We start from the raw sequence: 23,929 nt of genomic DNA, 5'->3' as shown, positions 1-23,929 counted from the left end.
TATGTCTTTAAAAAATGCTGCTTAGCTTTATTTAGTTTTCAAAGAGCAAATTTTTGAAAATATTTATATTTTTTAAGTTCTTTGACAATTTAATTTTTTTTATCTTTTCTTTTTATAGAATGTCTTTCTTTAAGTAAAATAAAAAAACCTCTCATATCTCTACTAACGGTAGAGACGAGAGGTTAATTCTCGCGGTGCCACTCTACTTCACTTCAGGCTCACGGCTGAAGTGCTCTCATCAGGTACATTATAATACCCTATCCTATGATAACGGAGGAACCCGTCCCGACTTACTCTCTCCAAGATTTTAGCCGGGCGCCTCACAGACCCATTCAGCTACCTGCACTGCAGCCACTTTCTCACCTGCTAGTGGCTCTCTGTATGCCGCATGGTGCTTACTACTTCTGCTCAACGGCTTTTTGGCCATATTTAATTTTCAAGGTAAATTGCAATATAGCACAACCGCCAAATTTTGTCTAATATTTTTTTTATTTCAAAATCTTGATAAATTCCCGGACTATTTTAGGGTCAAATTGGCTCCCGGAGCACCTTTTAAGCTCCTCTATGGCCTCTTTTTTACTCATGGACCCTTTGTAAGGGCGGTCATGGGTCATAGCATCATAGGCATCCACTACAGCAATAATCCTGGATAGCAAAGGGATTTTTTTTCCAGAAAAGCCATCCGGGTATCCGGACCCATCCCATTTCTCATGATGATGCAATATAGCCTGGGCAATATGGTTTAAATTAGGGCTGGCCTCAGCAATACGAAACCCAATCTCAGCATGGGTCTTCATTATCTTCCATTCCTGCGAGGTTAAACGGCCCGGTTTTAGCACTATATTGTCCGGTATGGATATTTTCCCAATATCATGCAGGGTGGCTAACAGCAGAAGATGGTTCAGCTTATCTTCTGACAGTCCCAGGGACTGGCCCAGTTTTTGGCTGTAGACCTTCATCCTCTTTACATGCTCTTCAGTTTCATAATCCCTTTCCTTTAAAGCCCTCTCCAATGAAGTGATAATCGCGCTATGGGAGCTGGATTTATTAAACAGCTTCTTGCCCATCAACTTATCTTCCGCATCCCTGATTAAGTTAACCCTTTCTGTATCACCAGTCTTGGTGGAAACACCGAAAGATATGGTTACCGGCACCACGAAATCCTGCCGGGCTATGCGCCTGTCTATCCTGGCAATAATCTTCTCTGCCTGGGCTTCCCCGGTTCCTGATAGCAGTATGGCAAATGAATCTCCTCCCCACCGGGCAATAATTTCATCTTTTCTAAGAGTGGCTTTAATAGCATTAGAAACCCCCAGGATAATACGGTCTCCTTCTTTTTGCCCAAAACTGCTGTTAACCAGCTTCAGCCCGTTTATGTCTCCCAGTATAACGGTCAAGGGATAATTTTTAAGCTCATCCTCCCTTTTTAGTTCTGCCAAAAAAAAGTTACGGGTGTAAAGGGAGGTAAAGCTGTCATGAAGGGACAAAAATTCCCTCTGCTTTTCGGTTTTTACCTGTTCGGTAATATCCCGGCCTGATCCTATTACATACAGCAGCCTGCCCTGGTTATCCAACACTCCCTTATTTATCCAGGACACCCATTTTTGCTGCCCCCCTATTTCTACCTGCTCCAGGGATGAGGAAACATATGGCGGACGGATAGCCTTTAAAAATAATTTCTTAATCTTATCCCTTTGTTTGGAGTCCAGGTGCTGTACAAAATTAGAACCTATTAATTCTTCTTTTTTCTTGCGGTAGAACCTGCAATAGGAAGGGCTGGCATACAAAAGGGTACCGTCAGGAGCAACCTTATCAATAAGCTCGGTCTGGTTATCTACAATTAAACGGTATTTTTCTTCACTTTCCCTGAGCTTGACCATCATATTATTTTCCTCAGTCACATCCCGGATATAGCCCCCAATTAGAACCTGGCCCTGCGGATCTGCTATTTTAAATTTCCTGGTCTCATAAATCTTATCCCCTACGTTCTCTATGGTGGCCACCACTTTACTGGATTCCAGGGCCCTTATATCTGATTTCCTGCACTGCCTGGCTTCTCTAGGGCTCATTAATTGAAAATCAGTTTTTCCCTCTATTTCTGATTGCTGTTTCCGGTAGAAATCAGCCATAGGCTGGTTAACCATCAGGTATTTGAAATTCTTATCCTTTAGGAACACCATGTCCATAGTATTTTCCAGGAAACTGTGGTAAAGCTTCCTATTTCTTTCTATCATGGTTTCCAGCCTTAGCCTTTCAGTAAAATTAGCTACAGCTTCGCTGACCATCTTTACTAGATACACCTGGTCCGTATTTGGACACCGGTTAAAGGCTAAAAAATCAAATCTCATAAAGCCTCTTACTTCATTATTTAAGACCAGGGGAACAGCCAGCAATGATTTAACCCCCTGCCTGGCAAAGAGCCTTTTTTCCGCCTCAGCATCCTGGCCAAGGTCACGGATATTGTTTATCTTTACCGTTTCCATTCCTTTTATTTGGTCAAACCACCAACTGTACCTAGTCCTATCCATATGTCCTGCCTGGGCTAGTTTTGCCCCCCATCCGGCAGACTTTATCCACCGGCTGCCGCTTTTACTTAGAAGATACAGGAGTATCCGTTCTGCCCCCAGGTAAGGGCCTAACAACCGGAACACCCTTTGTATTCTGGCTTCAATTCCCTGATTGCTGGAAGATATGAATTCTTGGGATAACCTGGAAATCATTATCTCAAACCCCAGGCGGTAATATAGCTGCTCCCTTTCCTCCCCGGCCAGGCTTGGATCTAAAATAGTAGCGGTAAAGCGGCCAGGTGAATCCATTAATCCCAAACTTATAACCACTTTACAAATTTCTGATCCCGCTGTCATTTCACAGCTTATGGTTTCAGGCTGGCCAGTGGAACTTACGTGGTGAAGCACATCCTTTACCACTAAAGCACAACTTTCCTCAAACAAATCCATAAAAAAGGCAGGTTTTTGTCCGTCATCAAAACTCCTGGACCATTTACGGCAGGCAGCCCTATTGGCAAACAGGATTTTAGCTTTATCATCTATTACAAACAAGGGAAAAGCCAGTGAATTACAAACTTCCTTAAAATCTTTCATTTAAAGTATAAATATTATTACTAATAATTAATACATAAAATATAATAACTAATTGTTAATTAAATGTCTACTATTTAAATAATAATATTCATAAGGAAATTTTCTAAAAGATTTATTAGAAGATAGCCTGGCAGCATAACATTATACTGCCAGGCCGGCCGCCTGTTATCAATATTATAGCAATATTGAAGCTACCTGTAGATATAGGTATCCCACTGGGGGATTTCTGCAAAACGGGGCGATAAGCCCCCCGAATAATAACTTAATACCATGTCCAGCCAGGAAAACTGCTGCCTTCCGCTAACCACGGGCTCCCCCTTAATACCACCCAGCCTGGCTGCCTCATCTATGGCATCTTTGTAGTTGCCCAATTTATCAATCAGGCCCAGCTCTAAAGCCTCGGTACCGATATAAGTCCATCCGGTAGCCAGTTCTTTTACCTGCTCCAGCTTTAGGCCCCTGCTGCCGGCAACATCCTCTATAAACTGGTTATAGATTTTATAGGTTTGCTCTTCCAGCATCTGCTTCTCTTCAGAAGTCATTTCCCGGCTGGAACTTCCGATGTCCTTGTATTTTCCCTGTTTGACAGTGGTGTATTCTATGCCCAGCTTATCATACAGCCCTTCCAGGTTGGCTACCTGTAAAATTACCCCAATGCTGCCCACTGAAGAAGAGCGGGAAGCTACTATAACATCGGCGGCACAGGCAATATAATAAGCTCCTGAAGCACAAGTATCTGCCACGGATACCACTACCGGTTTACTGCATCTGCCAACCTGCTCAAAAATTTCCTGAGAGGCAGCAGGGCTGCCTCCAGGGCTGTTTATCCTTAGCAGTACGGCTTTTATGGAAGGATCTTTTTCAGCCTTATCCAGCTGGGCCATAAACTGTTCAGGAGTAGTAGCCTGCCCGCTTAGCAGGCTAGCCGGGGAAGCTGAAATTACTCCTTCAATATTTATCTGAAATATATTTCCCCCCGCTGCAGGGCTGCCGGAAAAAATAGAAGAGAAAAACCCCAGGGCAAAACAAGATGCTGAGCACAAAAACAAGAGCAGCAGGCTGCCGATTACTATACCTACAATTTTCCCTGTACTCATTTTAGCCATTTTGCCTTAGTTAATATCTTAATCCTATATTATTGTACCTAAAAAAAAGAAGGTTGTCCCCTTATGCATTTTAATCCAAGCCAGGGCTAATAAGTCATGCTTCCATCGAAGCTGATATTGGTTTTAACCAGGTCAAAACCCTCAAACCTCATATTTTTTTCCACCCCGCTGTGCTTGGATATAAAAGCTATCACCGAAGGGCCGGAGCCGCTTATTGCTGCCGGTATCTGGTAATCGGTATTAAGCCTTTTTACCAGGTCCATGGAGAAAGGATAAATCTTGGCCCGGTATGGCTGGTGAAGCCTGTCCTTTATAAATAATGACGCCTGGCAGATATCGCCTTTCCTTAAGGCATTGGCCAGCAGGCAAAAATTGGCGATATTATCAGCGGCATCATCTATGGGCACCTTATCCGGAATAAGGTCCCTGGCCTGTTCAGTTACAATTTTGCTGTGAGGCACAAACAGAAGCACCTCCAGGTGAGGGCTTACAGCCATTTTCTGGTAATAAAATTTACCCTTTTTCCGGTAACATACCACCATTCCTCCTCCCAGGGCTGCCGCTACATTGTCAGGATGCCTCTCTAAGGCCTGGGCAATATCCAGCATTATGCCTGAAGCCAGTCCTAAACCGTAACACCGGTCAGCCAGTATTATGCCTGCCACTATCTGGGCTGCACTGCTGCCCCAGCCTCCACCCGGCAAGATATTTTCCTCATATTCCACCGCCAGGCCTTGGCTGGACGGTTTCCCGCAAACCTGGAGGGTATGTAATATGGATTTTACCAAAAGGCTTTCCCCGCCACTGTACTTCTGGTTTGATTTTAAATCCCTAAGCTCAAATTCAGGCCTGAACCCTAAAACCCGGTAATAATTCCAGATATCCAAAGCAATGGCTGCCCGGTCAAAACCAGGCCCCATATTAGCCGAACTGGCACAGGCCTTAACTGATACCATGTATTTTCTATCCATATTGCCTTCCTATAAAAATATCCATAAGCTTATGGCCTTCCTCCACCTTAATTCCATGTTTTGCCGGCCAGAATTCATCATAGGCTGCCTGGCTGTCCTGCCTGGGATCCGAACTGTCATAAATTAAGAAAGGCACCGGCTCTCCGCTATGGGTCCTTAAGGCAATAGGGGTAGGGTGGTCAGGCAGAACCATCATCCTGAAAGGAATTTGCAGCTCACTTAAGCCCTCATACAGGGGCCCTATCACCTGCTGGTCTATTAGTTCGATGGCCTTTAGCTTGCATTGGATATCACCCTGATGCCCGCATTCATCCGGAGCCTCAATATGTATATAAGCCAAATCCATTTTTTTTAACTGCTCTGCCCCTGCTTCATACTTCCCTTTATAATTGGTATGAAGATTGCCGGTAACCCCTTCTACCTTTATCGGTATGAGCCCCGCACATATGCCTATGCCGTTAATCAAATCCACTGCAGATATGACCGCACCGGTCAAACCGTATTTCTTATAAAAAGAATCCAGGCTGGGTTTTTTGCCCTGGCCCCAGATCCAGATGGAGTTGGCCGGCCTTAATCCCTGTTTTTCCCGCTGGATATTAAGGGGGTGCCCGCTTAAAATCCCTACACTTTTTTCCATCAGCCCCAATAGCATATCCCCACCCCGGCCCTGGGGCAGAAAGGGGCCAACAACCTTGCCCAGTATATCATGGGGAGGAGTAAGCTTTACCTTTTTTTCTTCGCCTTTTAGCACCATTATATGGCGGTAGCTTACCCCGGGATAAAAATTCAAACCGTCCCTTTGCAGCACCTGGGCCAAATCCTTTATCAAAATGCTGGCTTCCTGGGTGGTGATCTCTCCTGCACTATGGTCTAGCATCTGCCGGCGGGCATAGCTATCAGCCTGGCTTAAAGTAACCAAATTACAGCGGAAAGCAACTTCATCAGCTGCCAAGTCTAGGCCAATGCTGGCTGCCTCCAGGGGAGACCTGCCGGTATGGTAGGCCGCCGGATTATAGCCCAAAACAGAAAGATTGGCCACATCGCTACCAGGTTCCAGTCCTAACGGCACCGTCCTAACCATGCCCAGCAAACTTTTTTTAGCCAAATAATCCAAGTTAGGGGTATGGGCCGCCTGCAGGCAGGTTTTGCCTGACAGCTGCTCCAAAGGATAACCGGCAGCCCCGTCCATCAAAATGATTGCATACTTCATTGCAGGGCCTCTATACCCAATATACTTTTAATCTGCTGCCTTATGCCGGCCTGGGAACAGACGGCAGTATGCCTTACCGGCAGCTGGGCTAAATTTCTTAAATTCTGGGGTACGGTAACTCCGGTAACCTCAGCCAGCCGGTCTATTAGCTGTAGTTCATCTGTGCAGCCGGCCGGAGCCCCAATAGCAGTTAGCACTTCTGCTGGAAATTTAAAAGGACTGGCAGTAGAAACAATAATATTAATACCGCTATTGCCCTCCTGTACATACTGCCGGCATACACTAAAACCAACTGCAGTATGGGTATCAATCAGGTAGCCAAGCTCCTGGTAAGCTGAAGCTATAGCCTCCCTGGTTTCTGCTTCGGTAGCAAAACCCGGATAAAAATCAGCCAAACTGTCCTTCATCTTTGGGCTTATGGAATAGCTGCCTTCATTTGCCAAATTTTCCATCAGCCTGGTTACCATTACGGCATCTTCCCCGCTTATATGATACAGCAGCCTTTCCAGATTGCTGGAAACCAATATATCCATGGAAGGCGATGAAGTAAGCTTTAGCTGGCGGTTTCTATCATAGGTGCCGCTATTTATAAAGTCATAAAGCACATTATTAATATTGGAGGCACAGATTAGCCTCCCCAGGGGAACCCCGCACTGCCGGGCATAATAAGCGGCCAGGATATTGCCAAAGTTACCGGTAGGAACACATACATTGATCTCTTCCCCTTCCTTAATCCTGCCCCTGTTTAACAGCTCCAGGTAAGAGTATAGGTAATATACCACCTGGGGAATAAGCCTCCCTATATTAATGGAATTAGCAGAAGAAAAGGAAAAACCGGCTCTTTTGGCCAGGCTCCTGAACTGTTGGTCCGAGAAAGCCTCCTTGACTCCCCCCTGGGCATCATCAAAGTTTCCCCGGATAGCCACTACATGGGTATTTTCACCCCTCTGGGTTACCATCTGTCTTTCCTGTATCTTGCTGACCCCCTCCTGGGGGTAAAAAACAATGATCCTGGTTCCCTCTACATCAGCAAAACCCTCCAGGGCAGCCTTTCCCGTATCCCCGGAGGTAGCAGTCAATATAACCAGCTCATCTTTGCGCCCCAGCTTGGTCCTGGCCAGTTGCACCAGGTGGGGAAGCACCGATAGGGCCATATCCTTGAAAGCCAGGGTAGGTCCGTGAAAAAGCTCTAAAAAAAAGTAACCACCCTTTTCAACCAAGGGGGCAAAACAAGGATGGTCAAATTTGTCATCATAAGCAGCATTAACTGCAGCCTGTATTTCTTCCAGGCTGAAATCTGCAAAAAAACTGCCCAAAACCTCAGCTGCCAGCTGACGGTAGTCCAATTCAGCCAGCTGACCCAAACGAGGCCCCCAAGAGGGAAAACCGGTAGGTACATAAAGCCCCCCGTCAGGGGCGATTCCATCTAAAATGGCCTGAACGCTGCTTACCTCTTCTCCGCCTCTGGTACTTTTGTACCGGATAGGGTCCATCAGCTCAAGTCCTCTACCCTGATGACATTTAGCACTTTATGTACTACATCCAGCCGGGAAACCTCTTTAATGGACTGGTACAGGTTCCTGTTTAATACTTCATGGGTAATAAATATTAGCCGGGCCGTATTATCCAGGTCTGACTGTTTCTGGATCATGGATTTTATGCTTACCTGATAATCCCCGAATACCCTGGCTATGTTGGCCAGGACTCCCGGCCTGTCTTCCACATCAACCAATAAATAAAACTTACTGATATCTTCATCAATAGCCTTTAGCTTCTTATCCTCAAAGCAGCTGCAGCCATAAATAGGACCTTTACGGTCCCTGTCCAGGTGGCGGGCCACCTTTATAATATCCCCCACCACTGAACTGGCAGTAGGCTTATCCCCGGCACCCCGGCCGTAACTCATTATTTCCCCCACATAATTGCCGTATACGTATACAGCATTGTAAGTGTCCTCAATAGAAGCCAAAATATGGTTAACCGGTATCAGGGCAGGATGTACCTTCACGCTGATGACCGAATCTTTCTCCTGGCCTATAGCCAATAATTTAATGCGGTAACCCATCTCCCGGGCATTATTTATATCGTCAATAGTAATGGAAGTAATGCCCTCCCGGTAAACATCATCCATTACCACCCTGGAATTAAAGGCAATGGAAGACAGTATGGCCAGCTTGCAGGCAGCATCATAACCCTCGATATCGGCAGAGGGATTAGCTTTTTCAGCATAACCCAAATCCTGGGCCATCTTAAGGGCATCGGCAAAAGACAAGCCCTCCTTTTCCATCCTGGTCAAGATATAATTGGTGGTTCCGTTTAAAATTCCCACGATCTTTTGGATATTATTGGAAGCTAAGGATGATTTCATGGGCCCTATAATAGGTATACCTCCCCCTACACTGGCCTCAAACAGTATGTCCACATTGGAATCCTGGGCCAGCTCGTACAGCCTTTTGCCCTTATTGGCAATCAGGTCCTTATTGGCAGTTACCACATACTTGCCCCGGCTTAGGGCTTTAGATACAAAGTCATAGGCGGGAACAATGCCCCCTATAAGCTCCACTACTATATCAATACTATCATCTTCAATTATATCATTAGCATCCCTGGTTATCTCCACTGAAGACAGGCCGGGAATATTGCCTTTCAGCTTCTGCTTATCCTTTTCAGCTATGCGGCTGATATTAAGCTTTCTGCCAATCTTTTTGGATATATAATCGGCCTGGCTGTAGATTAAGGAATAAACCTCACTGGCAATATAGCCAAATCCTATTATTCCAATATTAACCTGCTGGTAATTATTTTGATTCATATAGCTCCTTGTTATGGGCTACCAAGTCTTGATAAGTCTGTCTCTCTATCCAAGGCCAGCTGGCGCCCTCTTCCACTGCTACCACCGCACACTTAGTCTGCCCATTATAATTGCTGGCCATGGAATAACAGTACGCGCCGGTGGCTGTAACTGCAATTAAATCACCTTTGTTTACAATTGGCAAATCTATGTTCTCTATCAGGATATCCCCGCTCTCACAATGCTTGCCTACAATGGTATAAGCAGCTTGCGGGGTGCTGTCCTTCATCCTTTCAGCCAAAAAAGCATCATATTTAGCCTGATATAGAATGGGGCGGATATTATCTGACATCCCCCCATCTACTGATAAATAATTTTTTACATGGGGGATCTGCTTTATGGTGCCTGCTTCATACAGGGTAATCCCGGCATTGCCCACAATCGACCTTCCCGGTTCCAGGTAAATCTTCTTTAATTTAACCCCATGCCTGGCCCCATATTTTAAAACTGCATGATGGACCAGCTGAGCCAGATCAGCAATGGCGGGAGGCTTATCATGGCGGGTATAGCTAATACCCAATCCTCCCCCTATGTTTAGCTGCCCCAGTCCGGCCCCCCAAGAATTATTTACCGAATGCATGAATTTAAGCATTACGTCTATCAGTTTCTCATAACTGGAAAGATTAAAGATCTGGGAACCGATATGGCAGTGCAGGCCGGACAGGTTCAGGCTGCCGTAACTTAAGGCCTGCTTCACCGCCTGGCTGGCGATGGATTTATGGATCCCAAATCCAAACTTGGATTCTATTTTACCGGTCTGGATATACTCATGGGTGGAAGCCTTGATTCCCGGAGTAATCCTTAAAAATATGTTCTGTCTTTTGCCTTTCTCCTGGGCCATCCGGGCCAATAGATCCAGCTCTTCCAAGTTGTCTACAATAAAAGTGCCCACATTGCTCTCCAGGCCATATTCTATTTCCTGGCATGATTTGTTATTGCCATGGAAATAAATTTTGGCCGGATCAAAGCCGCTGGCCAAAGCCATATAAAGCTCCCCTCCGGTAGACACATCCACACTTAACCCCTGGGAAGCTACCAGCTGGCATATGGCCAGGCTGCTGAAAGCCTTGGAGGCATAGATAATCTCTGCTTGTAAATCATCAAAGGTAAAATTGGAAATATAATCTGTGCATTGTTTCTTGATAGTAGCCACATCCATAATATATAGGGGGGTGCCATACTTTTCCTTCAAACTTTTTGCACTGCATCCGCCTATATGCAGCATCCCACCATCATCTATGACCGCAGTAATAGGTAATAACATAAAATCCTGCCTTCTCGTATATTATTACATTTGGGAAGGAGCGCTAATGCCCAGCATTTCCAACCCGTTTAACAATACCTGTTTGGTTAACAGCACCAGCCCTAAACGGGACTGGTTTATCCCCTCATTTTCCATAACCCGGTAATGGTTATAGAAATAGTGAAAATCAGTAGCCAGCCCATAAAGGTACTGGGTTAAGAAATAAGGGGAATTATTAGCGCATCCGTTATATACTTCATCCGGGAAAAATACCAGTTTCTTGGCTATTTCCCTTTCCGCCCCTGACTCCAATTGCAGCTGGCTGCAATCCACATCCTCCAACTGCCTGGTGCCCACCTTCTTAAGTATGCTCTCTATCCTGGCATGGGCATACTGGACATAATAAACCGGGTTCTGGCTGGACTTCTCCAAAGCCAAATCAATATCAAAATCCATAGAGGTATCAAAGGAATTGGCAGCGAAAAAATATCTAACCGCATCCGGGCCTACTTCTTCAATCAAATCAGCTAAAGTGTAGACCTTGCCTTTCCTCCGGGACATCTTAACCAGCTGCCCGCTTTTTACCAGCTTTACCAGCTGGCCTATTATAATTATTACCTCCATATCATCCAGGCCCAAAGCCCGGGCGGTAGCCATTAGCCTATCCACATAGCCATGATGGTCTGCTCCCCATATATAGAAAATCTTATCAAATCCGCGTTCTGACTTATTGATAAGGTACATGATATCGGAAGCAAAATAGGTAGGCTGGCCGTCCTTCCTAATAATAACCCTGTCTTTATCATCACCAAAATTACTGGACCTGAACCATACCGCCCCCTGTTTGCGGTACGCCAGGTTTTTATATATCAGCTTATCTATTACCTTTTCAAAATTATTATTTTCATACAGGCTGCTTTCCTTAAACCATACATCAAAATTAACCCCCATGCTGGATAAAGTATGCCTGATAACCTCTATCATGGTCTCCACTGCCACCTTTTCCAGCCGGGGCAGGTCCGCTGTAAACTGGTCGCCATACCTCTCTATAACCCTTTCTACTACCTCAGATACTGCTTCCGGGGGATAACCGTCTTCAGGGTAATCATGTTCCCGGCCAAAATGGCGGGAATACAGGCTGGCCGCACACTGGCCAAACTTCTGTATCTGGCTGCCGTAATCATTAACATAGTATTCACGGGTCACCTGGTAGCCATTGGCCTCATAAAGGCTGGACAGCACATCTCCCAAAACTCCCCACCGGCCGTGGCCGATATGGAGATTGCCGGTAGGATTAGAGCTAACATATTCAATATTTACCTTTGCCTGCGCCCCTTCCTGGTTGCGGCCATATTTTTCCCTTTGGGTAATAATCTCTGCCAGGCAAGACTTTAGGAAGCTGTCCTTTAGCTTAAAATTGATAAAGCCGGGTTTGACAATTTCCAGGCCTTCTGCCTGGGGCCAGGCCTCACTTAAATCCTTGACCATGGTTTGGGCTATGTTTAAGGGGTTTTTGCCCAAAGGCCTGGCCATGACCATGGCCGCATTGGTATACAGGTCCCCAAATTTCTTGTTCTTGGGAACCCCTATGGTAACCGAATCCAATATCCCCTCTGCAGACTTGCCGGCCATATCACGGACATATTGGTTCAGCTTTAAAGATAAATCCCTTACAATCAATGCTTCTCCTTCCTGGAGCCGATGACCGGATTTGAACCGGTAACCTGCTCATTACGAATGAGCTGCTCTTCCAATTGAGCTACATCGGCAAACTGCCTACTGCTCTTGCCTGTCCCCAGATTCCGGAGCTTTGCCTATTACGGTAATCTGGTCTATGGGAACTGTTTTCCTGGTCTCATTATCCAGTTCTACGATAACACTGCCTTTAAGCGGCTCATAACCGCATACACAGCCGCAATGCTGGTCTACCCTTACCCTGGTGCCCCTCTCCGGAGCTTTATCCATAAACTTCTCATAGTCTTCGTATTCATATTTGAGACAGCACATAAGCCGCCCGCAAATGCCTGAAATCTTGAGGGGGTTTAAGGGCAGGTTCTGGTCCTTGGCCATCTTGATAGAAATGGAATCAAAATCGGATAAAAAACTCTTGCAGCACAATTTCCTGCCGCAAGGTCCCAACCCGCCAATGATCTTAGCTTCGTCCCTTACCCCTATCTGCCTCAGCTCTATGCGCATCTTAAAAGTAGAGGCCAGCTCTTTTACCATATCCCTGAAATCAACCCTCTTTTCAGAAGTAAAATAAAAGATCATCTTGCTCTTATCAAACATGACATGCACATCTACCAGCTTCATGGGCAGCTTGTACTTGGCAGCCAGCTCCTCAAATTTCTTGCTGCCTTCTGCTTCCTTATTCTTATTGATCTCATCCACCGATAGGTCATAATGGGTAGCCTTCCTGATAACCTTGCTCAAAGGTTCAGAAAATCCTTCTTCATCCACATCCTGCACCGGGTTGGCTACCTCGCCTATTTCAATGGAGTCGCTGACATGGCATATAACCTTGTCTCCGACTTCCACACAAATGCTATTGCAGTCATAATAATGTATCCTGCCGTTCTTCCTAAATATTATGCCAATACATGGCTTCATTTTGCTTCACCTCTTATTGCCTCATTGAGGCCTAAAAATATTGTGTCCAAAGCCAGCTCCTGGTTAATAGAGCGGCTCAAATAATACCGGTTTTCTTCCACCAATTCCAACAGGTTTAGCAACCGGTCCGCTTTTATGCCTATAAGGCTGGAATCCAGAAAATCATGATTCTGGCTGTAGTGCAGTACTTTGCTTCCTGCCCCCAGAACCACCGCTACCATATCTTCCAGCCAGGCCACTATTATATCAAAAACCTTTTCCATGCCCAACCTGTTTAACCTGGATACCTTTTTTTTAATCATGGCCTTATCAGGACCGCCCTCTTCAGGGCTAAGCTGTTTCTGCTCCTGGGCCAGGGACCTGCCCTGGCCATCCAGCCATCCGCAAATTTTCTGTCCCAGCTTTAGTGCCTCCCCTATATCCTGCCCAATTATTCTTTTCATACCTGCCTCCACCATCAGCTCCAACTCATCAAACTGCTGCCCATTTTCAGCATTCATATCAAAAGACCACTCAAAAGCCAGGCACCGGGAATAAATGGTGGGAAGCAGCATCCCCGGCTGCTGGCACAACAATATAAATACACATTGCGGCCCGGGAGGATCTTCCAGGGTTTTTAAAAACTTATTGGAGGCTTCCTGGTTTAACCGCTCCGCTTCCTTGACTATCACTATCTTCTTTTGGCTGTTATAAGAAGTCAGGCTGCAAAAATTCTGTATCTGCTTAATTTTATCTACAGTAAGGATATTTCCATCAGCTTCCACCGTAAGCAGGTTGGGGTGTATCCCTTTTATGGTATTTTTACAGACCTGGCAGGTGCTGCAGCCTTTATGGGGACAATTTATAGCAGCAGCAAAACTTAAGGCCAGCTGATACAGGTAATCATGGTCAGGACCCCAAAACAAGAAAGCATGGCCCAGTTTTCCCTCCAACATTGATGCCAGCATCTTTAAATTTAGCTGGTTCTGGGGCCAGTCCTTTAGAAAATTTAATTTATCCCACCAACTCATCTATCTTTTCCTTAACCAGCTGGAATACCTGGCTCACACTTTTTTCACCATCTATTACCACAAAACGGTCCTTAAACTGCCGGGCCAATTGCAAATAACCTTTATAAACCTGCTGCTTGAAATCATCTTCCTGCGCTTCCAGCCGGTCCTGGCCTTCGCCCCTGGCCTTTTTCCTGGCCTCCGATTGAGGGGTACCCACAGAAAGCAAAAAGGTAAGATGGGGCACCAGACCTTCTGTAGCCCACAAGCTCAACTCTAAAATCTTTTCTGGCCCCAGCCCCCGGGCTATTCCCTGATAGGCAATAGAGGAATCAAAGAAACGGTCACACAGCACTATCTTATTCTGGTTAAGGGCAGGCCTAATTACCTGGTATACAATTTGAGCCCGGGAAGCTAAAAATAAAAACACTTCCGCCTTGGGACACATCTCAAAGTTATCCCTGTCCAGGAGAAGATCCCTTATCTTTTCCCCTATGGGAGTGCCCCCCGGTTCCAGGGTAGATACTACTGCCAGCCCCTTGGATTTCAGATAGTCTTCAGCCAGCTTCATCTGGGTGCTCTTACCGGAGCCATCCAGGCCTTCAAATGTTATAAACAGACCATTGCTTCTAGCTTCCATAATGTACCTATTTTAACATGAATAAGGGCTTAAATCACCGTATCAGCCCCTATTTGCCATCCTTTTGCTCAGCATATAGACGGGCCTGGTACATGAAAGCTTCCAGCCTGGTCTCAGTAGTGCCCTGCTCCAGTCCATCAAAAGCCAGGTTCAGCCAGGGTACCTTGTATTTTTCCCTTATCCTCTTGGAAGTAGCAGTCACAATGGTGCCCGGCATACAGGTAAAGGGCATTACATTGATAATTCCATCAAAACCCTGCTCAATCCAATTAACTGATTTCCCCACACTCAGGGCTGCTTCCCCGAACCATTTTATGATATAGGGTTCAGCCGCATCCCAGGTATGGTAAATATCATGATTATCGGTATCCCGGACAAATCCTTCCACCGGTTTGGCCAGCTTGCTCAAATAAGAAGCTATAATCCGGTTGTTAAGGCGGTTAAGGGCATAAAAGCGTATGGTTTTTACATAATCAGATACCAAAGAGCCCAGCCCCCCATTGGTTCTGCCTATAATGGAATTGAACCCTGCTGCCCCCAATATTTTATACCAAAGGTCTGCCTGTTTTACGGAATTGTCCAGCTTGCTGGTAGCAGTGGTATGGCTGGGCCACTCCGATATGGTGGGTATGTCTACCTCTCCTCCCAGCTGCTCCACTTTTTTGACAATCTCATTATTGCTGTAAGGATGGTTCCTGACATAAATCTCTCCCACCACCCCGATTAGCGGCTTCTTGGCCTTTTCTACCTCTACCGCTTCAAATTCCTGGCGAGCCCGGGCTAAAAGGTCTACCAATTGCCCGAACAAAGCCTTATGGGGCTGGGTTTCCAGCAAACCAATGATCTGTTTAAGATATTTATCATACAAGCTGGAAGCCTGTCCAGCCTGTTTTTCATAGGGGCGTACTTTCCTGGCCATTTTATCCAGATTATCCATGGTAAACACTCCCTGCATGGCCCGTCCCAGCAGCCTCAGCCCCCTGATATTATCCATATCATATTCTTCATAGAAACGGGAGCTTTCCGGGGCCCCGGGGGAAACTATGGGCACCCCTTCATAGCCCTGCTCGGCAATAATTATCTTCTGCAGCTGGTTATACTGGCCAAACCTGCAGGGCCCATAGGTTAAGGGCATCAGGAATGCGCACCGGCCAGGATCATTGTATTTTAAGGTTTTAAGTATATCCCCGGTAGTAATAATGAAGGGGTAGCACTCTTTGCCCAGGGTATGCCTCCGTCCCAGCTCCAAGGTCTCGTCATCAGAAATCATTACCTCGGAATCAATCCCCACACTCTTAAAAGCAGCCTGGATGGCATAAGAGCCGTCACTCATATAAGGGATATAAAGGGTACGCCTGTCTCCTTTCTTAAAGGACACCGGGGCCAGATAAGGCTCCGGGCCGGGGGTATGGGCTGTCTTCCGGTAGTTTTTAAGGGAATCTATGAACGCCTCACACCTGGTAACCACTCCCGCCCCTCCGGTATGCTCATCAATTTCAATCTTTAGGAAAGGCTTGTCCATCTCCCGTTCAAAATATTGCAGTATAAAGGAATCAGGACCGCAGCCAAAATTGGTAAGATAAGCAGGATAAAGCCTGGCATCTTCCCTTATTATCTTGGCTGCGCTAATGATACGGTCTCCAAATTCCCAGTAAAGGTTGGGCCACTGCTGGGAAAGGTCCACTGTTTCCAAGGGCAGAAAATCCAGGGGAATTACTTTCATGCCGCAATCCCTGAGCTTATTGGGTATATCCATGGATATAGAGCGGTCACAGCTGTTATAGGACCGGGAAGTAACCACTATGGCTGGCTCATCCGGGCCCAGGTCAGCCAAAACTTCATTACCCCTCTGCCTCAGCTTAGAGTAGAATTGGTTCTGGGCCTGGTAAGCTGCCTGTATAGCCTTATTTATGGCCGCCTTGCCTCCCCCTATTTTTTGGCCCAGCTGCTGCAGCTGCCTGGATTTGGCATAACCTTCAAAACTAAAATTAATAATAGGATCCAATACCTCTACCCCGTCCAAATCTATGGCTGCCTTTACAATGCTGGGAATGCCCTGTACAAAGGGACAGGGATAACTTCCAGTGCGGTCTCCCTTGATAGCATGATGTTTGGCTGGCATATCCCTGATGGTAGGGACAAACAAATAATCTATCCCCTTGTCCAGCAGGTTATGGATATGGCCCAGCATGGCCTTCATGGGAAAACAGGTTTCAGCAATAACTGAAGAAAGGCCGCTGGCTATAATCTGCTTATTGGTTTTATCGGAAAGGACCACTTCCAGCCCCAGATTATCAAAGTAAGCACCCCAGAAAGGATAAAATTCATAGGTGAGCATGGTAAAGGGGATACCTACTCTTTTGGCCCCTTTCCTCTGCTGGGGCTTATAGGTGCCCAGCAGTATGTCTTCCCTATCCTGGAAATAATCGGGTATATCGTTTTTAGCCTTATTGGATTGCTCATACTTTTCGCATCTTCCACCATAATAAAGGGGTTTTTCTCCTTCTATGGAAACCATCTTTATATCACAATGATTGGCACATCCCTTGCATTCAAAAGATTTCTGCTGGTAGCTAACCTCAGATATAGGGCCGAATCCCCTGAAATTAGTAGCATCCCCGCCGTGCTCTAAAGCAGCAATAGCTGTACCTATGGCTCCCGTAACTTCATGATGGGGAGGCACTATTATCTTGGTATCCAAATATTTTTCAAAAGCGGCCACTACCGCATGATTGAATGCCACTGCCCCCTGGAAAAATATCTTGTTGCCTATCTTTTTTCTGGCCACTACCCGGTTTATGTAATTCATTACAATGGAGTAAGCCAGGCCGGCCAGTATATTATCTACCTGGGCCCCCTTTTGGTAATGCGAGTAAACATTGGTCTCCATAAATACGGTACACCTTTCCCCCAAATCCAGGGGGTTCTGAGCCTTAAGGGCTATAGGCGCAAACTCCTCTATGGCCAGGTTAAACCTCTCTGACTGCTCTTCTAAAAAAGAGCCGGTACCGGCGGCGCATACCTTGTTCATTTCAAAATCTACTACCACCCCGTTCTCCAGGGATATGTACTTGGAATCCTGGCCCCCTATTTCAAAGATGGTATCCACCTCTTTATCGATAGCAGCAGCGGCGGTGGCCTGGGCAGTTATTTCGTTTATCACTATGTCTGAACCCACAAAGTCACCAATAAGGTACCGGCCGGAGCCGGTGGTCCCTGCTCCCTTGACCGTAATCTTATCTCCCACCTCCTGGCCAATAATGGCAATGCCTTTCCTTACTGCTTCAATAGGCCGGCCTGCAGTACGGAGATAACATTTGGCAATAAGCCTTTTATGGCGGTCGATAGCCACCACATTGGTACTTATGGATCCCACGTCTATACCTATATAGGCATCCACCTTACCAGTGCCAAACTCATATTCCTCCGCGGTATAGGCCGGAAGCTCTGACTTTTGTATAGACAATGGCTCAAAGGTATCCCTTTCATATTTTAGTCCTGCAATATAATCATCCAGCAGCCTTAAACTTTCCCTGTCTGCCGGCTTCCCCCCGGACATGGCAGAAAGGGCAGCGCCTATAGCCCCCAGGGATTCATTGTGATCAGGCACGGTTATGGGCAAGCCCAGCACATCCTTAAAAGCGGCCGCCATAGCCTGGTTATTGGAAACCCCTCCACAAAATACTACCGGAGGCTTGAATTTCTTACCCTTAACTATACCGGACTTAAAGCTTCTGGCCATGGCATAGCACAGGCCCAGCATTATGTCTTCATCCCTGGCTGCTTCCTGCTGCAAATGTATCATGTCCGACTTGGCAAATACGCTGCATCTTCCGGCAATGGTTTCCGGATTATCAGACTTTAGGGCTACCTGGGCAAACTCCTCGATACTTAACCCGAAACGGGAAGCCTGCTGGTCCAGGAAAGACCCCGTTCCCGCTGCGCACAGTTCGTTCATGGCATAATCGCCAATGGCCAGGTCAATATATTTGGAATCCTGCCCCCCTATATCTATAACCGTAGAAGCATCAGGCATATACTGGCGGCAGGCATTCATAAGGGCTTCAATCTCATTTATAAAAACCGCTTTAAGGGCAGTAGCTACCCCTTTGCCCCCGGAACCGGTAAAAGCCAGCCCCCTGATACTATCCCCCTCATATTTTTCCAGCAACTGGCTTAAATCTTTTCTGATTACCTTTAAGGGTTCTCCCTGATGACGGGTGTATTCCAATACATCTATTGCCTGGTGCCGTCGGTCTAGTACCGCCCGGTTTACACTTACTGAACCAATATCATAGCCGATATATAACTCCATGCCTGCCTCTTCTTTTTGTTTATGCTGAATTGATTATGTAATGCTAACAACATTGAAAATAAACGTCAATAAACTGAATGCTTCATGTTCAGGGGAAAATTTTTAAAATATTACCCTAAAATTCCATACCTGTCCTGGGGCCCCGAGCCCCAGCCAGCTAGCTGCAGCCGCTGGTCCAGATATGGTAAAATTTGCTGCAGGTAGTAAATTTATAGCCGTCCTCCAAGCAGAGCCTAATATATTTTTCAAACTCTTCTGCCATCCGGGGACCGCAATTTTGGGTAAGCTCAGGCTTAAACAGGAAAGTCCCCTCATCATATTCAAACTTTTCAGGCATAACCTCAAATTCCCAGGGATGCAAATAAAACAGCAGCACGCATTTATCGGTTAACTCTGCTTGCCTTTCTACTACTAATTTTTGGTTTTCAGCCACAAATTCTGCTCCCAGCAGCCTCAACAGGGGCCATTGGTCATTTTGGCCGAAAAAACGGCTATAGTCATTTTCTGAATCCAGGAAAGCAAAATTAGGTATCTCCAATATATTCATATTCCCCGGCTGCAGCCAATCTGTATCTGAAGGATGGTAGGGAATGATTTGCTTCTCATGAGTAGCCACCGAATAGGAGGCATCCACCTTAAACCCCAGGTTTTCCAGTACCTTTATCTGGCCATGTCCCTGCCACAGCCGGGGAGCCCTGAAATTTTGGGGCCTGCTGCCGGTTATGGATTTTATAATTTCAATGTTTTTAAGCAGTCTGCGCTCCAGCTCTTCCTCCAGTATGGGACAGTCATTGGGCATGTTAAAAGCTGCATCTCCTACCGTCTCATGCTTAAGGCTGTGACAGCCTAAATCATGGCCCTGCTCCACTATCTCCAGAACCTGGTCCGGATTATTTTGGGCCGCATGGCCGGTAAAGAAAAAAGTAGCCTCTATCCCATGCTTTTTTAGAATATCCAGGATCTTAGGGCTGCCTTGCCTTATCCCCTTATAGGTCTTAAGGTAGCTGCCAATATCGGTTTCCATGTCAAAACCAAAAATTATATATTTTTCTGCCACTCCTGCCTCCTTTATCTCCCTGTGCTAAAGCCAGAGCCAGCCTAAAGCCTCCACTCCCAAATATATTTGCTCCTGGTCACGGTAGCCATCCTCAATCTGGTTCCTAATCACCCTTTTTATCTCATGATAGGGAAACATGCTGGCTTTAATGCCGGTAGCATCCACCGGGTTTACATCAAAGAATTTTTTCCGGGCCAGGTCAAAATCCTTTTCATTGTATCTGTAAACCTGTTTAAGGTATTTAACCTTTTCTTCACCGTCCCGGGCCTGGTCATAACTAATGGCATTCAGGCACAGCTTATAGATATATTTGTTTCTCCTATGGGCATTTTCAATTTTATCAAAGTGCTGGTAATAATGCTGCAGGTATTTATGGTCTTGCAGCTCTTTTTTGACTTTCTGGATTTTTTCTAAAATAATAGGCCACTGCCCTAAAGCCTGCTTTATGGTATCTATATCCCTGGCTTCTACCTTGTTTCTCTGGAAGGGAAATTCAGAAGTGAAAATAGATATCTGGCTTTCATGGATAGTTAACATGTTTTTAAGCACATACATTATATCTGGTGCCAACTCCAAGCCGAATACCGCCTCCGCCGCATATTCAAAGAAGCTGTCTGCTTCCATAGAAGAGTCCCAGCCATAGCCGGCGTGAACCAAAAAATGCATAAAATAGCTGTAATACTCAAACATATAGCCGTTTATGCCCCTGGCCCCCACCCTGGCTGAGCCCTTATGCTGCCTTATATCATTATCTATATGCTGCTGGTTGGTTTCTTCTTCCGGCCTTAAAATATTGGACCTGAACACCCGGTACAGGCGCCCCAGGCAGGAAGAGATGGCATTGGATTCAGTATCCCGGGCACAAATTCTATTGGTGCCGAATACACTGACCCATTTTTCAAATTCTTCTTCCCCCACATACAGGCCGGGGGCCCAGTAAAGGCTGACATCCTTGGGTATTGATGCCTCACATTTTTTTAGATAATCCAGGTCCTTTTTTAAGGGAGGCTCCCTCCAGGCCCTAAGCCCTACCTCACAGCCAGGGTTTACCTCTTTTATCTTCCCATGTAAAATCTTAAGAAGCTCATAATTGGCCATATGTTTGGCCTCTGCCGGGGAAGAAGTCTTATCTATGTATTTAGCCTTGCACCTATCACAATTACAGTACCAGAATGCCTCCTCGCTTTCTTCAAATATTATGCCGTCAAACCCCAGGCTGGCCACTTTGCCTATGGAGGCTTTAAGGTAGGCTATGGTATCTTTTTGGCTGAGGCACAAGGTATCGAAATCATTGATGTATTTGCTTTGCGCAGGAAGTTTCATCCTCTTATCCCTATGGATATTGGAATAGCCGCCATTATATGAATTTAGGCCAATATAGGCAAAGATATCTATGCCCAGCCTATGGGCATAATCTATTAGCTCCGGCAAAAACTCTTTTACTATATTAGGGTGGGTATACCTTATTTCTATCCAGTTCTTGCTTTCATCATTCCATATCTTAAGGGGAAAATCCTTTAGGGTAGTTTCCGGGTACTGCTCAAATTCAAAAGGCCAGTACCCATACATGCACATATTAAGCTGGTTAATCTTAAAGTCCGAGCATTGGTTTAGGAAAGCTTTCCAGTCCTCAAAATCCCATAGCTGCATGTCAAACCCCACCCGGCCGTAACCTGCATACCAGGCAAAGGTGGTAGCCAGGGCCCTCTGCCCTACTTCCGGGTAATCCAGGATATAGAAATGGGGCATGGTCCAGGGCCCTTCCTGTTTCATCATTATCTGCTTTAAGGTAGACAAGCCGTATACGGCCCCCCTGAGATGGGCAAAATAGAGCTGCATCTTGTTATGTTCAGACTTAAGTATATAGCCCTGCTGCTCGAATAAATGCTGATACCTTCCTTCTATCCGGCCCGTATCCAGGCTAGAAATAAACTCCAGGGCCAGGGTATTGCCTAAAACCTTTTGGCCTTCCCCTATTTTTAGGCCCAGCGGCCCTAATTTCAGTAAGGCTATATCCTTAATTTTGTCCATAAGATCAGGGGAGCAACCGTTAAAATCCAGGTTAATCTCTGTAAAAGTATAGCTGGCCTCCTGGTCCAGGTCCCATACTTTTGGCATAGGCAATATCTTAAACATGCTATCCATCCCTTCCCTGTTTACCATTAAAATTATAAGTTTGCTATTCTCAGTAGCAGTGCCAGGCACTGGTATAAAAAGCCATCCTGTCTGACGCGGTATCCAGCCTTCCAAAAGTAGCCGTTACCGGTATATTGCTTTCTACCCTCAGCGCATACTGGGTGCTGTAAGGCAGTTTAAAACCGCCCAGCTGCACCGGATCATCCATCCTTATACATTTCACTCTTTTGGCCTTGACCGCCAACTTGATATTTTCTTCAGGTTCCCTGTCTTCAAAATAGAAAGAAAGCTTCAGGCTGGCATCACGGCCAGAAGTGTTTAATACCATCAAAGCCTCGTGAGCTGCCAGCGTGCTGCCAGGGTCAGGCACCGGCAATTCTCCATCCGGAAACAGCCATATCCTTTTTCCTTCTCCCTGTTCCAATACAGCCTCCTTTATCCTTTGTCTTTTCTAAATTTTTATGGCCTTCGCCCGTCAGGGACCTGCTGCTTAATCCTTTTAGACCCCTTGCTTTAACTGTGCAGCTTACCCTGCCGACAGGCCGGATATCAGTTTATCCATATAGCTGGAAAACGGCCGGTGGCCCTGGGGGGTAATCAAAAATGCCGTCTCTAGCCTCATTCCATGAAAACCTGGATGCCCGAACAAAGACACATCTATACACACCGTCATGCCAGGCTCCAGCACATCATCGCTATGGGGCCCAAAGAAGGGAGCCTCTGCTTCATGTAACCCAATAGTATGCACAAAGGGGCAAACAATATACTTTTCATATCCGCCCCGCCCGGCAAAAAATTCCTTAATCTGGCGGTAATTGTTTCTGCCTACCATGCCCGGCTTAAGCATATCCTTGGTGGCCAGGTAAGCTTCCGACAATATTTTTAAATACTCCTTCTGCTGGGAAGTAGGATTGCCTCCTACTACGGTGCTGTATCCTGCAGCAGCTGCATATCCCCTGTACCGGGGGCTTATCCCCAGCATCACCATCTCCCCCTCCTTTAGTTTACGGTCAGTAGCGGTAGGAACCACGCCGCAGCTTCTTTTTCCTGCAGCTACAATGGTCTGGAAGCCAAACCGGTTAGCCCCCAACATCCTCATCTGGCCTTCAGCCACTCCGGCCAAATAGGTTTCAGCCACTCCGGCCTGGACATTATCCAGCATTTTTTTAAAAGCTGAATCTGCTATATCAGAAGCTTTCTGCATCATTTCAATCTCATAAGCTGATTTCTTTATCCTCAAGGCCTCATACTCGCCGGTTATATCCACCAGGCTGGTACCTTCCAGGTCCTGGGTCAGGAGGCTATATACCCCATAAGGCATGGAATTTAATCCTACTACCCCTATTTTATCCAATTGGCTGGTGCCAAAAATCTGGCTGAACACGCTTTTAAAATCAGTTATTTCAGCATAGGGATACTCTTCATCAGGAACCATGAATACCGGTATGTTCTTGGTTTCCTTAATAGTGCAATCCATCTTGGCAAAAGGCTCTGATTCCGGTCCCCCTAAGATAGCGGCATACCCGGTATCGGTAACCAGTATGCTGCCGCTCTCAAACTGGGGGCACCATCCGGATAGATACCAGCCATTGCCAATATTTAATTCATCATAATAAATAAGGCAGGCCCTCAGGTCATTTTTATTTAGGATTTTGATTACAGCCTTTTTCCTTCTTTCAAATTCATCCTTAGCCAGCATC

Annotated in this window: 16 protein-coding genes, 1 tRNA gene and 1 other annotated feature; all 17 genes read right to left on the bottom strand. The window is 46.1% G+C overall.

The genetic code is table 11. From position 1 onward, the window contains the following. Positions 1 to 167 precede the first annotated feature (167 nt). Positions 168 to 421, bottom strand: a binding site (T-box leader). 67 nt (positions 422 to 488) lie between these two features. Beyond that, entirely contained in the window at positions 489 to 3,101 is a 2,613-nt protein-coding gene (locus PHN32_06050; GenBank protein ID MDD3777151.1) for a PAS domain S-box protein, read from the bottom strand. A 191-nt stretch (positions 3,102 to 3,292) separates the two neighbouring features. Further along, positions 3,293 to 4,198 (bottom strand): signal peptide peptidase SppA, encoded by a 906-nt coding sequence (gene sppA, locus PHN32_06045; protein MDD3777150.1) that lies wholly within the window; start codon positions 4,196 to 4,198, stop codon positions 3,293 to 3,295. A 95-nt stretch (positions 4,199 to 4,293) separates the two neighbouring features. Next, positions 4,294 to 5,178, bottom strand: coding sequence for a homoserine kinase (locus PHN32_06040; GenBank protein ID MDD3777149.1), 885 nt, complete (start codon positions 5,176 to 5,178; stop codon positions 4,294 to 4,296). Further along, the gene (locus tag PHN32_06035; GenBank protein ID MDD3777148.1) at positions 5,171 to 6,388 is read right to left on the bottom strand and encodes a cofactor-independent phosphoglycerate mutase; all 1,218 of its coding nucleotides are present in this window, start codon (positions 6,386 to 6,388) and stop codon (positions 5,171 to 5,173) included. Before PHN32_06035 ends, PHN32_06040 begins: the two co-directional genes overlap by 8 nt. Continuing rightward, complete coding sequence (thrC, locus tag PHN32_06030) at positions 6,385 to 7,881, bottom strand: threonine synthase (GenBank protein ID MDD3777147.1); 1,497 nt, start codon at positions 7,879 to 7,881, stop codon at positions 6,385 to 6,387. The genes PHN32_06035 and thrC overlap by 4 nt, the downstream gene beginning before the upstream one ends. Then, the gene (locus PHN32_06025; GenBank protein MDD3777146.1) at positions 7,881 to 9,200 is read right to left on the bottom strand and encodes a homoserine dehydrogenase; all 1,320 of its coding nucleotides are present in this window, start codon (positions 9,198 to 9,200) and stop codon (positions 7,881 to 7,883) included. Before PHN32_06025 ends, thrC begins: the two co-directional genes overlap by 1 nt. Beyond that, entirely contained in the window at positions 9,187 to 10,503 is a 1,317-nt protein-coding gene (lysA, locus tag PHN32_06020; protein MDD3777145.1) for a diaminopimelate decarboxylase, read from the bottom strand. The genes PHN32_06025 and lysA overlap by 14 nt, the downstream gene beginning before the upstream one ends. 24 nt (positions 10,504 to 10,527) lie before the next feature. Continuing rightward, complete coding sequence (gene argS, locus PHN32_06015) at positions 10,528 to 12,162, bottom strand: arginine--tRNA ligase (protein MDD3777144.1); 1,635 nt, start codon at positions 12,160 to 12,162, stop codon at positions 10,528 to 10,530. Between the two features lie 13 nt (positions 12,163 to 12,175). Next, positions 12,176 to 12,251, bottom strand: a tRNA-Thr gene (locus PHN32_06010). 7 nt (positions 12,252 to 12,258) lie between these two features. Continuing rightward, complete coding sequence (locus tag PHN32_06005) at positions 12,259 to 13,092, bottom strand: stage 0 sporulation family protein (protein ID MDD3777143.1); 834 nt, start codon at positions 13,090 to 13,092, stop codon at positions 12,259 to 12,261. Beyond that, a complete protein-coding gene (locus tag PHN32_06000) occupies positions 13,089 to 14,102 on the bottom strand; it encodes a hypothetical protein (GenBank protein MDD3777142.1) in 1,014 nt (337 codons plus the stop codon). Before PHN32_06000 ends, PHN32_06005 begins: the two co-directional genes overlap by 4 nt. After that, a complete protein-coding gene (gene tmk / locus PHN32_05995; GenBank protein ID MDD3777141.1) occupies positions 14,086 to 14,721 on the bottom strand; it encodes a dTMP kinase in 636 nt (211 codons plus the stop codon). Before tmk ends, PHN32_06000 begins: the two co-directional genes overlap by 17 nt. A gap of 49 nt (positions 14,722 to 14,770) precedes the next feature. Further along, positions 14,771 to 19,036, bottom strand: a complete 4,266-nt coding sequence (locus tag PHN32_05990) for an acyl-CoA dehydratase activase (protein ID MDD3777140.1) — start codon at positions 19,034 to 19,036, stop codon at positions 14,771 to 14,773. Between the two features lie 157 nt (positions 19,037 to 19,193). Then, complete coding sequence (locus PHN32_05985; protein MDD3777139.1) at positions 19,194 to 20,093, bottom strand: polysaccharide deacetylase family protein; 900 nt, start codon at positions 20,091 to 20,093, stop codon at positions 19,194 to 19,196. Between the two features lie 24 nt (positions 20,094 to 20,117). Beyond that, entirely contained in the window at positions 20,118 to 22,238 is a 2,121-nt protein-coding gene (locus PHN32_05980; GenBank protein MDD3777138.1) for a hypothetical protein, read from the bottom strand. A 40-nt stretch (positions 22,239 to 22,278) separates the two neighbouring features. Then, positions 22,279 to 22,653, bottom strand: a complete 375-nt coding sequence (locus tag PHN32_05975; GenBank protein MDD3777137.1) for a sensory rhodopsin transducer — start codon at positions 22,651 to 22,653, stop codon at positions 22,279 to 22,281. 102 nt (positions 22,654 to 22,755) lie between these two features. Then, a complete protein-coding gene (locus PHN32_05970; protein ID MDD3777136.1) occupies positions 22,756 to 23,928 on the bottom strand; it encodes a Xaa-Pro peptidase family protein in 1,173 nt (390 codons plus the stop codon). Position 23,929 lies beyond the last annotated feature (1 nt).

It is taken from the genome of Actinomycetota bacterium (assembly GCA_028698215.1).
Taxonomy (GTDB): domain Bacteria; phylum Actinomycetota; class Humimicrobiia; order Humimicrobiales; family Humimicrobiaceae; genus Halolacustris.
Note: the sequence above shows the minus strand (reverse complement) of the source record. Positions and strands in the feature narration are given on the sequence as shown.

Bases quoted from the DNA above. Each gene is read 5' to 3' on its own strand.
- PHN32_06050 (MDD3777151.1), bottom strand. From the start codon at position 3,101: ATGAAAGATTTTAAGGAAGTTTGTAATTCACTGGCTTTTCCCTTGTTT.
- sppA (MDD3777150.1), bottom strand. From the start codon at position 4,198: ATGAGTACAGGGAAAATTGTAGGTATAGTAATCGGCAGCCTGCTGCTC.
- PHN32_06040 (MDD3777149.1), bottom strand. From the start codon at position 5,178: ATGGATAGAAAATACATGGTATCAGTTAAGGCCTGTGCCAGTTCGGCT.
- PHN32_06035 (MDD3777148.1), bottom strand. From the start codon at position 6,388: ATGAAGTATGCAATCATTTTGATGGACGGGGCTGCCGGTTATCCTTTG.
- thrC (MDD3777147.1), bottom strand. From the start codon at position 7,881: ATGGACCCTATCCGGTACAAAAGTACCAGAGGCGGAGAAGAGGTAAGC.
- PHN32_06025 (MDD3777146.1), bottom strand. From the start codon at position 9,200: ATGAATCAAAATAATTACCAGCAGGTTAATATTGGAATAATAGGATTT.
- lysA (MDD3777145.1), bottom strand. From the start codon at position 10,503: ATGTTATTACCTATTACTGCGGTCATAGATGATGGTGGGATGCTGCAT.
- PHN32_06005 (MDD3777143.1), bottom strand. From the start codon at position 13,092: ATGAAGCCATGTATTGGCATAATATTTAGGAAGAACGGCAGGATACAT.
- PHN32_06000 (MDD3777142.1), bottom strand. From the start codon at position 14,102: ATGAGTTGGTGGGATAAATTAAATTTTCTAAAGGACTGGCCCCAGAAC.
- tmk (MDD3777141.1), bottom strand. From the start codon at position 14,721: ATGGAAGCTAGAAGCAATGGTCTGTTTATAACATTTGAAGGCCTGGAT.
- PHN32_05990 (MDD3777140.1), bottom strand. From the start codon at position 19,036: ATGGAGTTATATATCGGCTATGATATTGGTTCAGTAAGTGTAAACCGG.
- PHN32_05980 (MDD3777138.1), bottom strand. From the start codon at position 22,238: ATGGATAGCATGTTTAAGATATTGCCTATGCCAAAAGTATGGGACCTG.
- PHN32_05970 (MDD3777136.1), bottom strand. From the start codon at position 23,928: ATGCTGGCTAAGGATGAATTTGAAAGAAGGAAAAAGGCTGTAATCAAA.